The 18,498-nt window shown below is 70.7% G+C and carries 16 protein-coding genes; 2 read left to right on the top strand and 14 right to left on the bottom strand.

The features are described from left to right. Nucleotides 1-2 precede the first annotated feature (2 nt). From QTI33_RS22705 to QTI33_RS22765, 13 genes are all read right to left on the bottom strand, one after another. Entirely contained in the window at nucleotides 3-887 is an 885-nt protein-coding gene (locus QTI33_RS22705; RefSeq protein ID WP_286508594.1) for an SH3 domain-containing protein, read from the bottom strand. A gap of 158 nt (nucleotides 888-1,045) precedes the next feature. After that, nucleotides 1,046-2,092: a homocysteine S-methyltransferase family protein gene (locus QTI33_RS22710; RefSeq protein ID WP_286508595.1), complete on the bottom strand. Its 1,047-nt coding sequence runs from the start codon at nucleotides 2,090-2,092 to the stop codon at nucleotides 1,046-1,048. 49 nt (nucleotides 2,093-2,141) lie between these two features. Further along, nucleotides 2,142-3,275, bottom strand: a complete 1,134-nt coding sequence (locus QTI33_RS22715; protein ID WP_286508597.1) for a histidinol-phosphate transaminase — start codon at nucleotides 3,273-3,275, stop codon at nucleotides 2,142-2,144. Then, on the bottom strand, nucleotides 3,272-4,093 hold the full coding sequence (gene hutG / locus QTI33_RS22720) for an N-formylglutamate deformylase (RefSeq protein ID WP_286508598.1): 822 nt from the start codon (nucleotides 4,091-4,093) through the stop codon (nucleotides 3,272-3,274). Before hutG ends, QTI33_RS22715 begins: the two co-directional genes overlap by 4 nt. A 5-nt stretch (nucleotides 4,094-4,098) precedes the next feature. Next, a complete protein-coding gene (locus QTI33_RS22725) occupies nucleotides 4,099-5,481 on the bottom strand; it encodes a formimidoylglutamate deiminase (RefSeq protein ID WP_286508599.1) in 1,383 nt (460 codons plus the stop codon). After that, entirely contained in the window at nucleotides 5,478-6,722 is a 1,245-nt protein-coding gene (gene hutI / locus QTI33_RS22730; RefSeq protein ID WP_286508600.1) for an imidazolonepropionase, read from the bottom strand. The genes QTI33_RS22725 and hutI overlap by 4 nt, the downstream gene beginning before the upstream one ends. 5 nt (nucleotides 6,723-6,727) lie before the next feature. Then, nucleotides 6,728-7,312: a HutD/Ves family protein gene (locus QTI33_RS22735; protein WP_286508713.1), complete on the bottom strand. Its 585-nt coding sequence runs from the start codon at nucleotides 7,310-7,312 to the stop codon at nucleotides 6,728-6,730. Nucleotides 7,313-7,329: 17 nt separating this feature from the next. After that, the gene (gene hutU, locus QTI33_RS22740) at nucleotides 7,330-9,048 is read right to left on the bottom strand and encodes a urocanate hydratase (RefSeq protein ID WP_286508601.1); all 1,719 of its coding nucleotides are present in this window, start codon (nucleotides 9,046-9,048) and stop codon (nucleotides 7,330-7,332) included. Between the two features lie 35 nt (nucleotides 9,049-9,083). Next, nucleotides 9,084-10,634 carry a histidine ammonia-lyase gene (gene hutH / locus QTI33_RS22745; protein WP_444814877.1) on the bottom strand — a complete coding sequence of 517 codons (1,551 nt, stop codon included), beginning with the start codon at nucleotides 10,632-10,634 and terminating at the stop codon, nucleotides 9,084-9,086. A gap of 58 nt (nucleotides 10,635-10,692) precedes the next feature. After that, entirely contained in the window at nucleotides 10,693-11,490 is a 798-nt protein-coding gene (gene hutC / locus QTI33_RS22750; RefSeq protein ID WP_286508602.1) for a histidine utilization transcriptional repressor HutC, read from the bottom strand. A 23-nt stretch (nucleotides 11,491-11,513) separates the two neighbouring features. Then, the gene (locus QTI33_RS22755) at nucleotides 11,514-12,293 is read right to left on the bottom strand and encodes an ABC transporter ATP-binding protein (protein WP_286508603.1); all 780 of its coding nucleotides are present in this window, start codon (nucleotides 12,291-12,293) and stop codon (nucleotides 11,514-11,516) included. Then, entirely contained in the window at nucleotides 12,293-13,135 is an 843-nt protein-coding gene (locus QTI33_RS22760; RefSeq protein WP_286508715.1) for an ABC transporter permease, read from the bottom strand. Before QTI33_RS22760 ends, QTI33_RS22755 begins: the two co-directional genes overlap by 1 nt. 34 nt (nucleotides 13,136-13,169) lie before the next feature. Further along, a complete protein-coding gene (locus QTI33_RS22765; RefSeq protein WP_286508604.1) occupies nucleotides 13,170-14,135 on the bottom strand; it encodes an ABC transporter substrate-binding protein in 966 nt (321 codons plus the stop codon). 308 nt (nucleotides 14,136-14,443) lie between these two features. Between QTI33_RS22765 and QTI33_RS22770 the strand changes: the two genes are divergently transcribed. Further along, nucleotides 14,444-14,902, top strand: coding sequence for a PaaI family thioesterase (locus QTI33_RS22770; RefSeq protein ID WP_286508605.1), 459 nt, complete (start codon nucleotides 14,444-14,446; stop codon nucleotides 14,900-14,902). Between the two features lie 92 nt (nucleotides 14,903-14,994). Further along, nucleotides 14,995-16,887: a DNA helicase RecQ gene (gene recQ, locus QTI33_RS22775; protein WP_444814879.1), complete on the top strand. Its 1,893-nt coding sequence runs from the start codon at nucleotides 14,995-14,997 to the stop codon at nucleotides 16,885-16,887. On the opposite strand, the gene QTI33_RS22780 is transcribed toward recQ, so the two are convergent. Next, nucleotides 16,884-18,440: a S41 family peptidase gene (locus QTI33_RS22780; RefSeq protein ID WP_286508608.1), complete on the bottom strand. Its 1,557-nt coding sequence runs from the start codon at nucleotides 18,438-18,440 to the stop codon at nucleotides 16,884-16,886. The two genes, recQ and QTI33_RS22780, sit on opposite strands and share 4 nt — an antisense overlap. Between the last annotated feature and the right edge of the window lie 58 nt (nucleotides 18,441-18,498).

Genomic DNA, 18,498 nt, shown 5'->3' on the forward strand with positions numbered 1-18,498 from the left:
AGCTAGCCACCGCGGCCGCCGCCTCCACCGCCGTGACCGCCGCCGTGACCGCCACCTCCACCTCCGTGCCCCCCGCCCTGGCCGCCACCGTGGCCGCCGCCATTGCCGCCCCCATGGCCACCTCCGCGACCACCCCCATGGCCGCCGCCGTTGCCGCCCCCATCGCCGCGTCCGCCGCGATGGCCGCCGTCACCGTATCCACCCCCCGGCGGCCTGCCGCCGGTCTGGAAGCCCGGCCCGGGCGGACGTGCATCGGGCGGACGTGGACCGCCGCCATGCGGCGGCCGCACGCCCTGGGACGGCGGAGGCCGGAAGCCGGGAGCCGGCGGCGGCCGGAACCCAGGCGATGGCGGCGGACCGAAGCCAGGCGACGACGGCGGCCGGAAGCCCGGCGGATGCGGCGCATAGCCCGGCCAAGGATTGGGACGCCAGCCCGGCACCGGCGGCGGCGGTGGGCGCCAGCCGGGCGCCGGCGGCGGCGGCGGCCGGCCGCCCCACCAGCGCGGCTGGTTGTACCAGGGGCGGTCGCGGTAGTAGTTGGACCAGTAGCTGCCGATGGCGAAGGTCACGAGCGGCACGCCGATGACCGCGCCATAGGTCGCCAGCGGGACGCGCTGCTCCTGGTAGGCGTATTCGAGGCTGGCCGCATAGGACCAGCCGCGCAGGCCGTCCGGCAGCACCACGTCGCACCAGCCGTAGCCGGCGGTGCAGCCCATCACCTGCAGCGACTGACCGGGCCCGAGCGTGGCCACCAGCGGGTAGGTATCGCCGGGACCGGCGCGCAGGTTGACCGGCCCGCGGGTGAATGCCTGCTGGGCCGACACGGCCAGCGGCACCGCCAGCGCGATGGTGGCCAGGCCGAACCATCGCATTGCCTTGTTGTTCATGAAGATTTCCTTTGCGTGTCCAGGGTAGAGAGGGCTTGCGCCCGATGTCAATCAGCCACGGCCTTCATCCAGAACGCCGCAGCGCGCGTCTCCGCGCACACGCGGAACGTCTGGAGACCTTCTTCATCCCGGCTTCACATGCGCCGGGCGCGGCGAGCTCAGGCGGCTTCGCTGTAGAAGGCGGTGCGGTGCAGGCTGCGGCCGGCCAGCGGTGCCACCGCCTGGCCGATGGCCGCGATGTGCTCCGGCGTGGTGCCGCAGCAGCCGCCGACGATGTTGACCAGCCCCTCGGCCGCGAACTCGTGCAGCAGGCGCGAAGTGACGTCGGGGGTCTCGTCGAAGCCGGTCTCGCTCATCGGGTTGGGCAGGCCGGCGTTGGGGTAGCAGCTGATGAAGGTGTCGTCGGCGACGCGCGCCAGCTCCTGGATGTAGGGCCGCATCAGCGCGGCGCCCAGCGCGCAATTGAGGCCGATGGCCAGCGGCCGTGCATGGCGCACGCTGTGCCAGAAGGCGGTGACGGTCTGGCCGCTCAGGATTCGGCCGGAGGCGTCGGTCACGGTGCCGCTGATGATCAGCGGCAGCCGCTCGCCGCTGGCCTCGAAGTACTCGTCGACGGCGAACAGCGCCGCCTTGGCGTTCAGCGTGTCGAAGATGGTCTCGACCAGCAGCACGTCGGAGCCGCCTTCGACCAGGGCCTCGACCTGCTCGTAGTAGGAAGCCCGCAGCTCCTCGAAGTTCACGTTGCGCGCACCGGGGTCGTTGACGTCGGGGCTGATGCTGGCGGTCTTGGGCGTCGGGCCGAGGGCGCCGGCGACGAAGCGGGGCTTGTCGGGCGTGCTGAACTTGTCGCAGGCGGCGCGTGCGAGCTTGGCGGATTCGAGATTCATCTCGCGCGCGAGGTCGGCCATCTTGTAGTCCTCCTGCGCGATCCGGGTGGCGCCGAAGGTGTTGGTCTCGATCAGGTCGGCGCCGGCCGCGAGATAGCCCTCGTGGATGTCGCGGATGACGTCGGGCCGGGTCAGCGAGAGCAGTTCGTTGTTGCCCTTGACGTCGCGCGGGAAGTCCTTGAAGCGCTCGCCGCGGTACTGCGCCTCGGTCAGCCTGAAGCGCTGGATCATGGTGCCCATGGCGCCATCGAGGATGGCGATGCGTTGGGCCAGGATGGCAGGGAGTTGCTGGGCGCGGGTATAGACGACGGGCTTCATGACCCGATTGTAGGAAGCACCGCCGCACCCGCCGCGGCGGCGGGTCTTGTCAGGCCGGCGCGCCGGCGATCTCGGCCAGGGCGCCGAGGAAGCGCGCGTTCTCTTCCGGCGTGCCGATCGAGACCCGGATGAAGGTCTCGAAGCCGGACTCCTTCCACGGCTTGACGATGATGCCGCGCGCCAGCAGCGCTTCATTGACCGGGCCGTTCGGACGCGCCAGGTCGATGAACAGGAAATTGGCCGCCGAAGGCGCGACGCGCAGGCCCGGCCAGGCCATCGCACGCAGCGCCCGGGCCATCGCGTCGCGCCGCTTCACCGTCTCGGCGACCGCATGGACCATGAAGGCCTCGTCGCCCCAGGCGGCCAGCGCGGCGGCCTGCGCCGCCAGGTTGACGTTGAAGGGCGTGCGCACCCGGTCCAGCAGCTGGACCAGCGCGGCATCCGACGCGATGCCGTAGCCGACCCGCAGGCCCGCCAGCCCCCAGGCCTTGGAAAAGGTGCGCAACACGATCCAGGGCCGCTGCTGCGCGCGCAGCGCGGCCAGCGCGTCGGGAAAGCCGGGCGCGGTCCGCGCGTATTCGTAGTAGGCCTCGTCGAGCACCAGCAGCGTGGCCGGCGGCATGGCGGCGAGCAGCCGGTCGAACGCGCCCGCATCGAACATGCAGCCCACCGGATTCGACGGGTTCGCCAGCATCACCAGCTTCGGGCCGCGCGCCAGGGCCTCGCACCAGGCCTCGATGTCGAAGCCCAGCGCGGGCGTCAACGCCAGCGCTTCGACCTGCGCGCCCATCATGCGCGGGTAGATCTCGTGCAGGCCGAAGGCGGGCCGCTGCGTGAGCACCCGGTCGCCGGGCGACAGGAAGGCCTGGCACAGCATCTGGAGGATGTCCTCGGAGCCGTTGCCGATCACCACCTGCTCGGCCCGGGCGCCGCTGCCTTGCGCGATCGCGGCGCGCAGCGCGCTGCAGTTCGCATCGGGGTAGATGCCGACCTGCAGCGCCAGGTCGACCAGCGCGCGCGCCACCGCGGGACTGGCGCCGAAGGGGTTCTCGTTGCTGGCCAGCCGCGCGATCTCGCTGACCCCGTAGCGCGCGCGCACCGCCTGCGACGACGGGCCGGCGTTGTAGGCGGGCAGCGCAGGCACCTCGGGGCGCGCGAGCGCGTGGATGGCGGACGTGCTCATCGGTCTTGCTTGTGTTCGACGAAGTCCAGCACGGCTACGAGCAGCCGCCGCACATGCGGCTGCACGCGCTGCGCCACCTCGGGCAGGTAGTCGAAGGGCAGGGCTTCCTGCATGTAGCTGCACTGCGTCATCTCGAGCTGCACCGCGTGCACGCCCTGCCCCGGCTGGCCGTGGTGGCGCGTGATGTAGCCGCCCGTGAAGCGGCCGTTGAGCACCGCGCTGAAGCCGCTCGCCTCGCCGGCGATCTGCTTCAGCCGCTGCGCCAGCGCCGGGTCGCAGCTCGCGCCGTTGGCGGTGCCGAGGTTCAGGTCGGGCAGCCTGCCGTCGAAGAAGCGCGGCAGCACCGAGCGGATCGAGTGCGCGTCCCACAGCGCGGCGATGCCGTGCTCGGCCTTGAGGCGGGCCAGTTCGGCCGCGAGCTGGCGGTGGTACGGCTGCCAGACGGCCTCGCGGCGCGCGGCGATCTCGGCCTCGCCGGGCACATCGCCGGCCGCATAGAGCGGCGTGTCGTCGAATGTGTCGACCGGGCACAGGCCGGTGACGCTCTGGCCCGGATAGAGGCTGGCGCCATCGGGCGGGCGGTTCAGGTCGACCACGTAGCGCGAGTGCGTGGCGACCAGCACCGAGGCGCCGAGTTCGTCCGCGAAGTCGTAGAGGCGTTCCAGATGCCAGTCGGTGTCGGGTACCTGCCGCGCCTCGTCGGTGAGGCGCGCCGCGAGCTCGGGCGGCACGTGGGTGCCGACATGCGGCATCGAGATCAGCAGGGGGCGCCGGCCGGCACGGAAGCGGAACGGCGGCTCGGTGGTGATGAAGCGCATGGGTCTCAATCCTTCAGAAGTTGGCTGCGCGCGGCGACGAAAGCGGCCGCGGCCTGGTCGTGCAGGGCATGCCGGCCGGCGGCGACACGCGGCTGGCCGGCGACCCACACGGCATCGATCGCCGAGGTGCGGTGGCTCGCGAAGACATGGGCCGAGAGCATGTCGGGCGCGGCGAGGCCCTGCAGCGCGATGTGCGCGGCATCGAGCACCACGAAGTCCGCCTGCTGGCCCGGCGCCAGGCCGCCGATCGCGCGGCCCGCGGCCCGCGCGCCGCCGCGCAAGGCCGCCAGCGTGAGCGCGGTCGCGACCTGCGGCTGCGCCGCATCGGCGCCGACATTGCGCTGGCGCGTGGCCAGGCGCTGGCTGTATTCGAGCAGCATCAGCTCCTCGGCCGCGTTGACGCAGGCATGGCTGTCCGAGCCCACGCCCCAGGCGCCGCCATGGCTGCGCCAGGCCGCGAAGTCGAAGAGGCCGTCGCCGAGGTTGGCCTCGGTCGTGGGGCACAGGCCGGCGACTGCGCCGCTCATGGCCGCGCGCCGGTACTCCTGCGCGTCCATGTGCGTGGCATGCACCAGGCACCAGCGCGCATCGACCGGCGCATGGTCGAGCAGCCAGGCGACGGGCCGCTGGCCGCTCCAGGCGACGCAGTCGTCGACCTCCTGCGTCTGCTCCGCGATGTGGATGTGGATCGGCGCCGAGGCGTCGAGCGCATCGAGGCCGGCGAGCGCGGCGCGCAAGGCATCGGGCGGCACCGCGCGCAGCGAATGCGGCGCCAGGCCCAGGCGTGCGCCCTGCGCATCGCAGGCCGGCTTGAGCGCTTCGAGCAGGCCCAGCATCGAGTCGGTCGAGCGGATGAAGCGGTGCTGGCCCGGGTTCGGCGGCTGGCCGCCGAACCCGCTGGTCTGGTAGAGCACGGGCAGCAAGGTGAAGCCGATGCCGGTGCGCTGCGCCGCGCGCAGCAGCGCCAGGCTCAGCGTGGCGTCGTCGGCATAGGGGCGGCCGTCGCCGTCGTGGTGCACGTACTGGAACTCGCAGACGCCGGTGTAGCCGGCTTCGAGCATCTCGGCATAGAGCCAGGTCGCGATGGCTTCCATCGGCTCGGGCCCGAGGCGGGCGGCGAAGCGGTACATCAGCGTGCGCCAGCTCCAGAAGCTGTCCTGCTGCTCGGCGCGGTGCTCGGTGAGGCCGGCGAAGGCGCGCTGGAAGGCGTGCGAGTGCAGGTTCGGCATGCCGGGGATCAGCGGGCCGTGCACCGTGGTGGCCCCGGATGGCCGTGCCGCATCGGCTTGCACCTGCGTCAGCCGGCCGCTGTCGTCCCATGCCAGCAGCACGTTCTTCGCCCATCCGGTCGGCAGCAGCGCATCGGCCGCGAACAGGGTGCGCGTCATGCGGCCACCCCCGCGGCGATCCGGCCCTGCCGCACCGCGGTGCGCAGCGGGCGCTGGCCGAACCAGTACGCGAGCTCGGCCGCGTCCTCGACGTTCCACAGCACGAAGTTGGCCGGCTGGCCGACGTGCAAGGCGCCGTGCGTGTGCTGCAGGCCCAGCGCGCGGGCCGCATGGCGGGTCACGCCGGCCAGCGCCTCGGGCACGGTGAGGCGGAACAGGGTGCAGGCCATGTTCACCATCAGCAGCAGGCTCAGTGCCGGCGAGGTGCCGGGGTTGTGGTCGGTCGAGACGGCCATCGGCACGCCCGCGGCGCGCAGCGCCTCGATCGGTGGCAGATGGGTGTCGCGCAGCGTGTAGTAGGCGCCGGGCAGCAGCACGGCGACCGTGCCGGCCGCGCGCATCGCTTCGATGCCTTCGGCCGACAGGTGCTCGATGTGGTCGCAGGACAGCGCACCGTAGCGCGCCGCCAGCGCGGCCCCGCCCATGTCCGACAGCTGCTCGGCATGCAGCTTGACCGGCAGGCCCAGCGCCTGCGCGGCCTGGAACACGCGCTCGGTCTCGGCCAGCGAGAAGGCGATGCGCTCGCAGAAGACGTCGACCGCATCGACCAGCCCTTCGGCCGCCAGCGCCGGCAGCATCTCGCGGCAGACGAGGTCGATGTAGTCGCCGCTGCGCCCCGCGTATTCGGGCGGCAGCGCATGGGCGCCGAGAAAGGTGGTGCGCACCGTCACGCCGTAGGCCCCGGCCAGCCGCCGCGCGACACGCAGCTGCTTGCGTTCGTGGTCGAGCGCGAGGCCGTAGCCCGACTTGATCTCGATCGCGCAGACGCCGTCGGCCAGCAGTTGTTCGAGCCGCGCCGCGGCCTGGGCGAACAGCAGGTCTTCATCGGCCTCGCGCGTGGCGCGCACCGACGACACGATGCCGCCGCCGGCCTTCGCGACCTCTTCGTAGCTGGCGCCGGCCAGCCGCAGCGCGAATTCGTTGGCGCGCTGCCCGCCGTAGACCAGGTGGGTGTGGCAGTCGACCAGGCCCGGCGTGACGAGCGCGCCGCCGCCATCGAAGCGCCGCAGGCCGGCATGCTGGGCGGGCAGCGACGCACGTTCGCCGATCCATTCGATCCGGCCGTCGAGGACGACGATCGCCGCATCGGCAGCCAGCGCGCGGTCGTCGGCCAGCGCCCCGGGCGCGAGCCGCAGCCGCTCCCAGACACCGTCGGCGGAAAGAGACGCGGAATGAGTCATGGTGTTCAGGTGGAAGGAGTGAGCGCCTCGAAGCGGACCGCGACCAGCGCGGCCTCGGCATCGAGGGGGGTCGCGTGCCATCCGGCCGGGCCCTGGGCCCACCAGAGTCCCGCGCCGGGTTCGAGGGTGGTCGTGTCGTCGCCCTGCAGCTGCCATCGGCCGCGCAGCGCGAGCAGCAGGCCGGCCGGTGCCGCCCCGACCGGGCTGTCGCCGGCCAGCACGCGCACTTCGGCGCGCAGGCGGCCGCGCCGCGTCATCACGTTGAAGTCTGTCGAGGTGCCGCCGAGCAGTTCGCAATCGAGCGCCACGTCGCCTGCAAAGGCGAAGGGCGCATGGGGCCGATCGAGCCGGTGGTCGATCCGGCCGTCGCCCGAGCGCAGCCGCACGCCGCTGCCGTCGAGCAGCATGATCACGCGGTCGACGCCGGCAAAGGAGGAAAACGGCCCCGCCTGGTCGATGGTCGCGATGCTCACCCGCCAGTCGAAGCCGTCGATGCCGGCGCCCTCGGGCCAGGCGGCGATCTCGCGCGTGGTCCCGCCGCCGTTCTTCCACGGCGTGGCGGCCAGCGCAGCGGTGTCGAAGCGATGGATGCGCACGGCCGGCCTGGCTACTTGACCATCGGCAGGTTGAGCCCCTGCTTCTTCGCGGTCGCGACCGCGATGTCGTAGCCGGCATCGGCATGGCGCATGACGCCGGTGGCCGGGTCGTTCCACAGCACGCGCTCGATGCGCTTGGCGGCGGCCTCGGTGCCGTCGCAGACGATCACCACACCCGAGTGCTGCGAATAGCCCATGCCGACGCCGCCGCCATGGTGCAGGCTGACCCAGGTCGCGCCGCCCGCTGTGTTGAGCAGCGCGTTGAGCAGCGGCCAGTCGGAGACCGCATCGCTGCCGTCCTTCATGCTCTCGGTCTCGCGGTTCGGGCTGGCGACCGAGCCGGTGTCGAGGTGGTCGCGGCCGATCACGATCGGGCCCTTGAGTTCGCCCGACTTGACCATTTCGTTGAAGGCCAGGCCGGCCAGGTGCCGCTCGCCCAGGCCGAGCCAGCAGATGCGCGCCGGCAGCCCCTGGAAGGCGATGCGCTCGCGCGCCATGTCGAGCCAGCGGTGGGTGTGCTTGTTGTCCGGGAACAGTTCCTTGATCTTGGCGTCGGTCTTGTAGATGTCTTCCGGGTCGCCCGAGAGCGCGACCCAGCGGAACGGGCCCTTGCCTTCGCAGAACAGCGGCCGGATGTAGGCCGGCACGAAGCCCGGGAAGTCGAAGGCGTTCTTGACGCCTTCGTCGAACGCCACCTGGCGGATGTTGTTGCCGTAGTCGACCGTCGGGATGCCCATGGCCTGGAAGTCGAGCATCGCCTGCACGTGCACGGCGCAGGACTTGGCGGCTGCCTGGCGCAGGGTCGGGTGCTGCGTGGCGTCGGCCTTGGCGGCCTCCCATCGGGCCAGGGTCCAGCCGATCGGCAGGTAGCCGCTCGCGAGGTCGTGGGCCGAGGTCTGGTCGGTCACGAGGTCGGGCTTGAGGCCGCCGGCCTGGGCGCGCCTCACCAGCTCCGGCAGGATTTCTGCCGCATTGCCCAGCAGGCCGATCGAGATCGCTTCCTTCGCGGCCGTGTGCTGCTTGATGAGCGCGATCGCGTCGTCGATGTCCTTGGCCTGCTTGTCGAGGTAGCGCGTGCGCAGCCGGAAGTCGATGCTGGCCTGCTGGCATTCGATGTTGAGCGACACGGCGCCGGCCAAGGTCGCGGCCAGCGGCTGCGCGCCGCCCATGCCGCCGAGGCCGGCGGTCAGGATCCACTTGCCCGCGAGGTCGTTGCCGTAGTGCTGGCGGCCGGCTTCGACGAAGGTCTCGAAGGTGCCCTGCACGATGCCCTGGCTGCCGATGTAGATCCAGCTGCCGGCCGTCATCTGGCCGTACATCATCAGGCCCTTGCGGTCGAGCTCGCTGAAGTGCTCCCAGGTGGCCCACTTGGGCACCAGGTTCGAATTGGCCAGCAGCACCCGCGGCGCGTTCTCGTGGGTCTTGAACACCCCCACCGGCTTGCCCGACTGGATCAGCAGGGTCTCGTCGTCATTCAGCTGCTTGAGCGATTCGAGGATCTGGTCGAACGAGGCCCAGTCGCGCGCGGCGCGGCCGATGCCGCCGTACACCACGAGGTCCTGCGGACGCTCGGCCACCTCGGGGTCGAGGTTGTTCTGCAGCATGCGGAATGCGGCTTCGGTGAGCCAGCTCTTGCAGTTCAGCGTGCTGCCGCGCGGCGAGCGGATGACGCGGCTCGCGTCATGGCGGGGATCGGTGGCGGCGGCGAGGAATTTGTCGGGTGCGTTCATGGCGAGATGTCCTTTCGATGAGCGGGATCGTTGATTCAGGCGTGGCTGGGGAGGATGGCCTGCACCGCTTCGGGCCACTGGCCCTGGCGTGCCCACTGGCGCATGGCTTCGATGGTCGGTGCGAAATAGATGTCCTGGTCGATGAAGGGAACCCGCTCGCGGATGGCGGCGAATTCGGCTTCGAGCAAGGGCGAGCTTTTCGGTCCCCTTTTCAGTTCGATCCCTTGCACGGCGGCCATCGCCTCGATGCCGACCACGACCGCGGTGTTGTCCACCATGTCGCCGAGCCGGCGGCCGGCGAAGGTCGCCATCGACACATGGTCTTCCTGGTTGGCCGAAGTCGGCAGGCTGTCGACGCTGGCCGGATGGGCCAGCGACTTGTTCTCCGAAGCCAGCGCCGCCGCCGTGACCTGGGCGATCATGAAGCCGGAGTTGACGCCGCCGTCGCGCACCAGGAATGGCGGCAGGCCCGACAGTCCGCTGTCCAGCAGCAGCGCCATGCGGCGCTCGGAGATGGCGCCGATCTCGGCCACCGACAGCGCGATGATGTCGGCCGCGAAAGCCACCGGCTCGGCGTGGAAGTTGCCGCCCGAGATCACGTCGCCGTTGTCGAACACCAGCGGGTTGTCGGAGGCCGCATTGGCCTCGATGCGCAGCACGCGCGCCGCATGGGCGAGGTTGTCGAGGCAGGCGCCCATCACCTGCGGCACGCAGCGGATCGAGTACGGGTCCTGCACCCGGCCGCAGTCGGCATGCGAGGGCAGGATCTCGCTGCCTTCGAGCAGCGCGCGCACCGCGCCCGCCACTGCGATCTGGCCCGGCTGGCCGCGCGCGGCGTGGATGCGGGCATCGAAGGGCTTGATCGAGCCCTGGATCGCCTCGAGCGACAGCGCACCCGCCATCAGGCCGGCCGCGAACACATCCTCGGCGCCGAACAGCCCCGCCAGCGCCAGCGCGGTCGACACCTGCGTGCCGTTGAGCAGCGCCAGGCCTTCCTTGGGACCGAGCACGAAGGGCGCGAGGCCGATACGGCGCAGCGCGTCGGTGCCGCCGATGACTTCGCCGTCGGGCGCCGTGACCTCGCCCTCGCCGATCAGCACGCAGGCCAGGTGCGCCAGCGGCGCCAGGTCACCGGAGGCGCCGACCGAGCCCTTCGATGGAATGCGCGGCAGCAGGCCGGCGTTCGACAACGCCAGCAGCGCGTCGACGATCTCGGGCCGTACGCCCGAATGGCCGCGCGCCAGGCTCACGGCCTTGGTCGCGAGCACCAGCCGCACCACGCCGGCCGCCAGCGGCTCGCCGGTGCCGGCGCTGTGCGACAGCACCAGGTTGCGCTGCAGCTCGGCCAGCCGCTCGGGCGGGATGATGGTCTGGGCCAGCTTGCCGAAGCCGGTGTTGATGCCGTAGACCACTTCGCCGGCAGCCACGATGCGCTGGACCGTGGCCTGGGCCGCCCGCAGGCCGGCGCGCGCCGAGGGATCGAGCGCGAGCTGCACGCCGCCGGCATGCACGCGGCGCAAGGTGGCGAGGTCGACCGCGCCGGGCGCGAGGACGATGGTCGCGGCATCGAGGGTGGGCATGTTCATGGGGTTCTCCTGTCTATACAAGTAGGCGCGCGCGAACGCGAAGGGGGTGTGCGCCGGTTCAGCCGAACGAAGGGTTGCCGTCGGCCCGGAAGCGGCTGCCGAGCCGGTAGCGCGAGGCCGGATGCAGGCAGCGCACCACCGTCACCGGCAAGGTGCGGGTCCAGGTGCGGCGCGTCAGCAGCAGGCAGGGGTCGGTCACCGGCATCGCCAGCCGCTCGGCCTGCTCGGGGGTGGGCAGCACGGCGTCCACCACATGCTCGATCTGGTCGAAGGGCACGTTGCGCACCAGGTATTCGCTCGGCGGCACCAGCGAGAAATCCTGGTCGAGGAAGTCGGGCACCACGCGCGGGTTGACGTAGCGGTCTTCCAGCTGCACCGGGATCTCGTTTTCCATGTGCAGGCAGACCGTGTGGAACACCGACTCGCCGGGCCGCAGGTCGAGCCAGACCGCCACGTCGGGCGCGGCCGCGATGCGCTCGGCGGCGAGGAACTCGCAGCGGTAGTCGTGGCCGCGGTCGCGGATCTCGCTGGCGATGTTGGCGATCTGCAGCAGGGTCGACTGCGGCTTGTCCTCGGCGACGAAGCTGCCGACACCCGCCACCCGCACGATGCGCCCCTGCTCGACCAGTTCGCGCAGCGCGCGGTTGACCGTCATGCGCGCCACGCCGAACTGCGCCACCAGCTCGCTCTCGGACGGCAGGCGGTGGCCGGCGCCCCAGGAGCCGTCCTGGATCTTGTGGGTGATGAAGGCCTTGATCTGCTCGTACAGCGCCAGCGCGGGCGACGTCGAGGCCGCCGCGCGCCCAGGCGCGGTGCGATGGGCGTCGGAGACTTTGCGGAGGCTGGCGGCGGTCATTCGGTCTTTCTCGGGACTGGGGATCAATGCTCGGCGGCGGCCATCGATTCGGCGCGGATCTCTTCGGTGAGCCGGGCCTTGATGTCCATGAACTCGGGCGAGGTCTTGATGGTGTAGTGGCGCGGGTGGCCGAAGTCGACCGGGATCTCGGTCTTGATGCGGCCGGGCCGGGCGCTGAACACGGCCACGCGGTTGGCCATGAAGATCGCCTCGTCGATGTCATGGGTGACGAACAGCACCGTCTTGCGGGCCGACTCCCAGATGCCGAGCAGCAGCTCCTGCATCAGCACGCGGGTCTGGTTGTCGAGCGCGCCGAAGGGCTCGTCGAGCAGCAGCATCTTGGGGTCGTTGGCCAGCGCGCGCGCGATCGCGGTGCGCTGCTGCATGCCGCCCGACAGCTGCTTGGGGAAATGGTTCTCGAAGCCGCGCAGGCCGACCTTGGCAATGAAGAAATCGCTGCGCTCCTTCTGGTCGGCCTCGGACATGCCGCGTTCGCGCAGGCCGAAGCGGATGTTCTGCGCGATCGTGAGCCAGGGGAACAGGGTGTAGCTCTGGAACACCACGCCGCGGTCCGCGCCCGGCCCTTCGATGGTCTGGCCGTCGAGCAGCACGCGGCCTTCGGTCGGGTAGTCGAGGCCGGCGACGATGCGCAGCAGGGTGGACTTGCCGCAGCCCGAGGGGCCGAGGATGGTGACGAAATCGTTCTCGCGCACCTCGAAGTCGATCGGCAGCAGCGCCTGCGTGGTCTGGCCGCGCGTGCCGGTGAAGGTGCGCGAGACGCCGCGAATGGAAAGCTGGTTCATCAGATCGTGCTCCAGGCGAAGAGGCGGCGGTTGAGCGCCTTGAAAGCGAAGTCGGAAATGAGCCCGATGACGCCGATGACGATGATCCCGAAGATGATCTGGCCGGTGTTCAACAACGCCTGGCTGTCGGTGATCATGTGGCCGATGCCCGACGACGAGCCGATCAGCTCGGCCACGATCACGTAGGTCCAGGCCCAGCCCAGCACCAGGCGCAGCGTCTCGGCGATGCCCGGCGCGGCGCCCGGGATCAGCACCCGCAGCACGATGCCGCGGCTGTTGGCGCCCAGCGTGTAGGCGGCCTCGACCAGGTCGCGCCGCGCGCTGCCGACCGTGACCGCCACCATCAGCGTGATCTGGAACACCGAGCCGATGAAGATCACCAGCAGCTTCTGCGTCTCGCCGATGCCGGCCCAGAGGATCAAGAGCGGAATGAAGGCCGAGGCCGGCAGGTAGCGGCAGAACGAGACGAAGGGCTCGAAGAAGGCCTCGACGCTCTTCCAGGTGCCCATCGCGATGCCCAGCGGCACCGCCACGACGGTGGCCAGCACGAAGCCGCCGAACACGCGCCAGACGGTCATGCCGATGTCGTGGCCGAAGTTGAACTCGGTGAAGAGCAGCACGGCTTCCTTGACCATCGTGACCGGGCTGGCCAGGAAGGTCGGCGACACGAAGCCGCCGAGCGTGAAGAGCGCCCAGACCGCGACGAAGAGCACGAAGAAGCCGACGCCCAGCAGCCAGCGCGCCCGCGCGCCGACGGGCTCCAGCGGCGCCAGCGCACGGCGCCGCCGCGGCGCCGTCGATGCGGCCGGCACCGCTGCGTGCACCGGATGGGATGAGTTCATGACAGGCGTCGCGCTCATGGTGATCTCGCTCTGCTTACTTGATGAAGCTGGTGTCGAAGGTCGCGTTCAGGTCGTCCGGCGCCTTGCGGATCACGCCCGACTCCAGCAGGATCACCTGCGCGTCCTTCATGAACGGGACGATGTCGTTGGCGAAGAACTTCTGGTTCGCCGCCTTGTCCGACCAGCGCAGGTTGGCCGACGACTTGGCGAACTGCTCGCCGCTCTGCTTGACCGCGGCGCCCATGATCTCGTTGGCCTTGGCCGGGTCGGTCTTGATCATGTCGAGGGCCTCGAAGTACGAATTGGCCAGCGCCTGGGCGGCCTTGGCGTTGGACTTGAGCCAGGTCGGGGCGCAGCCGACCGTGTCCATCACCATCGGGTAGTCGAGCGTGGTGGCCAGGATCTTGCCGGCGGCGGGGTTGGCGCGCACGGTCGAGAGGTAGGGCTCGTAGGTCATCGCGCCGTCGTTCTGGCCGGCCACGAAGGCCTGGGCGGCGGGCTGCGGCTCGAGCGAGACCAGCTTCACGTCCTTCATGCTCATGCCGTTCTTGTTGAGCATCCAGGCCAGGCCGAAGTACGGCGCGGTGCCCGGCGCGCTGACGCCGATCGCCTTGCCCTTCAGGTCGGCGAAGCTCTTGACGTCGTTGCGCACGGCCAGGCCGTCGGCGCCGTAGGACTTGTCCATCTGGAAGATCTGGACGATCGGCACGCCGTTGGCGTTCCAGGCCACGTGCGTCTCGACCGTGGTGGCGGCGCACTGGATCGCGCCCGAGGCCAGCGCCAGGTGGCGGTCCTTCTGCGGGATCATGCGCAGGTCGACCTCCAGGCCGTTCTTCTTGAAGATGCCCGCCTTGTCGGCCAGCGTCAGCGGCGCGAAGCCGGTCCAGCCCGACATGCCCAGCGTGATCTTGGTGTCCTCGGCATGGGCGCTCGCCGCCATGCCCGCGATGCATGCACCAGCCGCCACCAGCGAAGCGATTTTTCCGACCGTCTTGACCATTCAGGTTCTCCTGTTGCGTTTCAAAAGTTTTCGGCTAGCCGCGCAGGAAAAAGTATTCGTCGTCCAGCAGGGCCACCGAGTGTCATTCCCCGTGCTGCACCTGTATATACAGGTTAACCCGGAATCCCGGTCGATGGCAAGTGGTGCTTTGCCCCTTCGCAGTGCGCGAAAGCGGTTTCATGCACCAAAAGTTGTCTAGACAGGAGCAGCTGCGGCGAACATGGCCATGGGTCGCAAGCGCCGTGCCAGGGCGGGACGGGCCGGCCACTCCATAATTCACGTTGGCGCCAACGTCAGTTCCAGCCCCGATGCCTGCCACCTTCGTTCCCCCGGACCCCGACTACGCGCAACGCGTGCGCCAGAGCTTCGAGCGCCAGGGCGCCATGGCCACGCTCGGCGCCCGGCTGGGCGAGATCGCGCCCGGCCGGGTGGCGATCGAACTCGAATGGGCCGCCGGCCTGACCCAGCAGCACGGCTTCCTGCATGCCGGCATGGTGGCGACCGCGCTCGATTCGGCCTGCGGCTACGCCGGCTTCACGCTGATGCCGGCCGACGCCGCGGTGCTGACCATCGAATACAAGATCAACCTGCTCGGGCCCGCCAAGGGCCAGACCTTCCGCATGGTCGGCAGCGTGGTCAAGCCCGGGCGCACGGTCACGGTGTGCGAGGGCCATGCCTACGCGCTGGACGAGGGCCGCGAGAAACTGGTGGCCACCATGGCGTGCACGCTGATGGCGGTTTTCGGCCGCGAAAACATCCGCAGCTGACAGCCGGCAGGCGCCGCCAAGCGACAATGAGGGCCGGCCCGCCGCCGCATGCTGGCGGGCCGGCCCTCATCCAACGCCGAACCGTGTCCGCCTTGCCCCTCGCCTCTCCCGACTCCGCGCCTTCGTCCGGCGCCGACGATCCGCAGTCGATCCTCCACGAGATCTTCGGCTACGCGCAGTTCCGCGGCCCGCAGCAGGCGATCGTCGACCACGTCGTGGCCGGCGGGGACGCCCTGGTGCTGATGCCCACCGGCGGCGGCAAGTCGCTGTGCTACCAGATCCCCGCCATCGCCCGTCAGCGCGCCGGCCATGGCGTGACCGTGGTCGTGTCGCCGCTGATCGCGCTGATGCACGACCAGGTCGGCGCCCTGCACGAGGCCGGCGTCGATGCCGCCTTCCTCAATTCCACGCTCGACTGGGAGCAGACCCAGGACGTCGAGCGCCGCATGCTGCGCGGCGAGATCACCCTGCTGTACGCGGCGCCCGAGCGGGTCAACACGCCGCGCTTCCTGTCGCAGCTCGATTCGCTCCGGGAGCGCGGCAAGCTGGCGCTGTTCGCCATCGACGAGGCCCATTGCGTGAGCCAGTGGGGCCACGACTTCCGGCCCGAGTACCGCGCGCTCACGGTGCTGCACGAGCGCTATGCCGGCGTGCCGCGGATCGCGCTCACCGCCACCGCCGACGCGCTCACGCGCGCCGACATCGTCGAGCGGCTGCAGTTGGAGGAAGCGCGCCAGTTCGTCTCCAGCTTCGACCGGCCGAACATCCGCTACACCATCGTCGAGAAAAAGGAAGCCACCACCCAGCTGCTGCGCTTCATCGAGCGCGAGCACGAGGGTGACGCGGGCGTGGTCTATTGCCAGTCGCGCAAGCGCGTCGAGGACGTGGCCCAGACCCTGGTCGACGCCGGCATCAACGCCCTGCCCTACCACGCCGGGCTCGACGCCGCGTTGCGCCAGAAGCACCAGGACCGCTTCCTGCGCGACGAAGGCATCGTGATGGTCGCCACCATCGCCTTCGGCATGGGCATCGACAAGCCCGACGTGCGCTTCGTGGCCCACCTCGACATGCCGAAGAACATCGAGGGCTACTACCAGGAGACCGGCCGCGCCGGCCGCGACGGCGCATCGGCCGACGCCTGGATGGCCTACGGCCTGCAGGACGTCGTCAACCAGCGCCGCATGATCGACGAGAGCCCGGCCGGCGAGGAGTTCAAGCAGGTGATGCGCGGCAAGCTCGATGCGCTGCTGTCGCTGGCCGAAGCCAGCGACTGCCGGCGCGTGCGGCTGCTCGGCTATTTCGGCGAAAAAAGCACGCCCTGCGGCAATTGCGACAACTGCATCACCCCGCCCCAGGTGTGGGATGGCACGGATGCGGCGCGCAAGCTGCTCTCCACCATCTACCGGGTGCAGCAGCAAAGCGGCATCAGCTTCGGTGCCGGCCACATCATGGACATCCTGCGCGGCAAGGCCACCGAGAAGGTCAAGCAGTTCGGCCACGAGCGCGTCAGCACCTTCGGCATCGGCGACGACTTCAGCGAGGCGCAGCTGCGCGGCGTGCTGCGCCAGCTGATCGCCACCGGCGCGCTCTCGGTCGACGCCCAGGCCTACAACACCCTGCAGCTCACCGACGGCTCGCGGGCCGTGCTCAAGGGCGAGGTCCAGGTGATGCTGCGCGAATCGATCTCCTCGCCGGCCGAGCGCAAGTCGCGGCGCGAAAAGAGCGCGCGCGGCGCGCCCTCGCCGGCCGCCGCCACGCTCGACGCCGCCGGCCAGGCCCGCTTCACGGCGCTCAAGGCCTGGCGCGGCGAGGTCGCGAAGGAGCACAACCTGCCGGCCTACGTGATCTTCCACGACGCCACCCTGGCCGCGATCGCCGAGCGCGCGCCCGCGACGCTCGAAGACCTGCAGGGCATCAGCGGCATCGGCAGCAAGAAGCTCGAGGCCTACGGCACCGACGTGCTGCGCGTCTGTGCCGCCTTCTAGGGCCGTGAAATGATCCGGTTCTCGCGCAGGGGTGAGCGGATCAGGTAGGGCGTTTCGGCAGCCGCCGCCTTGCCGAGCGCGCTGCCGCCCCGGGCCTGCGGCGCGGCCGGGCAGGCGCCCGTGCTGCGAAAGCTCAACGCGGCGGCGAGCCGGCTCTCGGCGGCGTCGCCCAGCGCATGGCCGAAGTCGTCCGCCACCGTGCAGGTGGGCGCGAAGCCGTCGCCATAGTCGCCGAAGCCCTGCTGGTTCACGCCCTGGAACTGGATCGCGAAATAGGTCGTGCCGCAGTTGTCCTGCGGGTAGAAGCCGTACGGCTTGCCACAGGTGCCGCCACCGATCAGGTTCACCGTGATCCCGATACCGCGCAAGCCGTTGACCACCGATTCACTGGCCGAACAAGTGTCGGGCCCCGCCAGCACGGTGACGCGCGACAGGCCCAGCTGCGGCAGCGGCTGGCCGGCCGAGGCCGAGAAGCCGCGCGTGGTCGCATGGAAGGGCACGATGGCCTGCGCCGCCGTGATCCGGAACGGGTTCTTGCTGTTGAACTGCAGCACCTCGAAGACCGCGCCGCGGGTGGCCGCCGGCGTGGCGACCATGTAGGCCAGTTCGCTGGCGATGTCCAGAAAGCCGCCGCCGTTGTAGCGCATGTCGATCACGAGGTCGGTGACCGACGCGGCCTTGAACTGCTCGATCGCCGCGATCAGCTGCGCTTCAGCGCCCGAGGTGTGGTCGTTGAACAGCAGGTAGCCGACCGGGCCGCTGTCGGTGGCGATCGTCTTCACGTTCTGCACCGAGGTGCGGGTGACGGCGGCCGCCGTCAGGCTCGCGCTGCGCAGGCTGCCGTCGGGCGCCTGCAGCCTGAAGCTGTGGGTCTCGCCGACCCGCGTGGGCGACAGCGCGGCGTTGAGTGCCGCCGCGTCCGCGCCCGCCACCACGTCGATGCCGTCGATCTCGACCAGCCTGAGGCCGCGATCGAAGCCCGCCTGGGCCGCCGGCGAGCCGGGCTCGGTGAAGGCCACGCGGATGTCGCGCGGTGGCACGGCGCTCAGGAAGGCGAGTTCGAGTCCGTAGCCGATCAGGACGCCGCCTTGCGACAGGGCCCGGTATTGCGCGGTGTCGGCGGTGAAATGGTAGCGGTCCTTGGGCCTGCCCGAGGGGGTCGACAGCGGTGTCTTGAGGACGTTGAAGTAGGCGAGCGGCGTCGCGTACTCGCTGGCCACCACCGTGGTGGGCACTTCGGCATACCAGAGGTAGGTTTCGTCGATCCAGGCCCGCAGCCAGCGCTTCTCGGTGGTCGCCGAACCGGGCTGGTCGGGAAACGATGCGCCGGTGTCCGGATCGATGCCGCCGCGCGGCGCCGCGCACTGGCCCTGCACGCTGGACGAAGGGACGATCGGGTCGTCGCCCGGGGCCACGGCGGCCGGCGCGGCCAGCGGCAGGGCGGCGGCGCCGCCGCCGCCGCCGCCGCCGCCGCCGCCACCCCCGCCACAGGCGCCGAGCAGACCCAGCAGCGCCAGCGCGGCGGCGCCCAAGACACGGCGCGCCGCGCCCATTCGCCGGACAGTCCGGACAGCCCTCATCGATCGCTCCCCCTCGTGCGCGGCCAGTCGC

Origin of the sequence: Variovorax davisae (assembly GCF_030316845.1) — a bacterium.
Taxonomy (GTDB): Bacteria; Pseudomonadota; Gammaproteobacteria; order Burkholderiales; family Burkholderiaceae_C; genus Variovorax; species Variovorax davisae.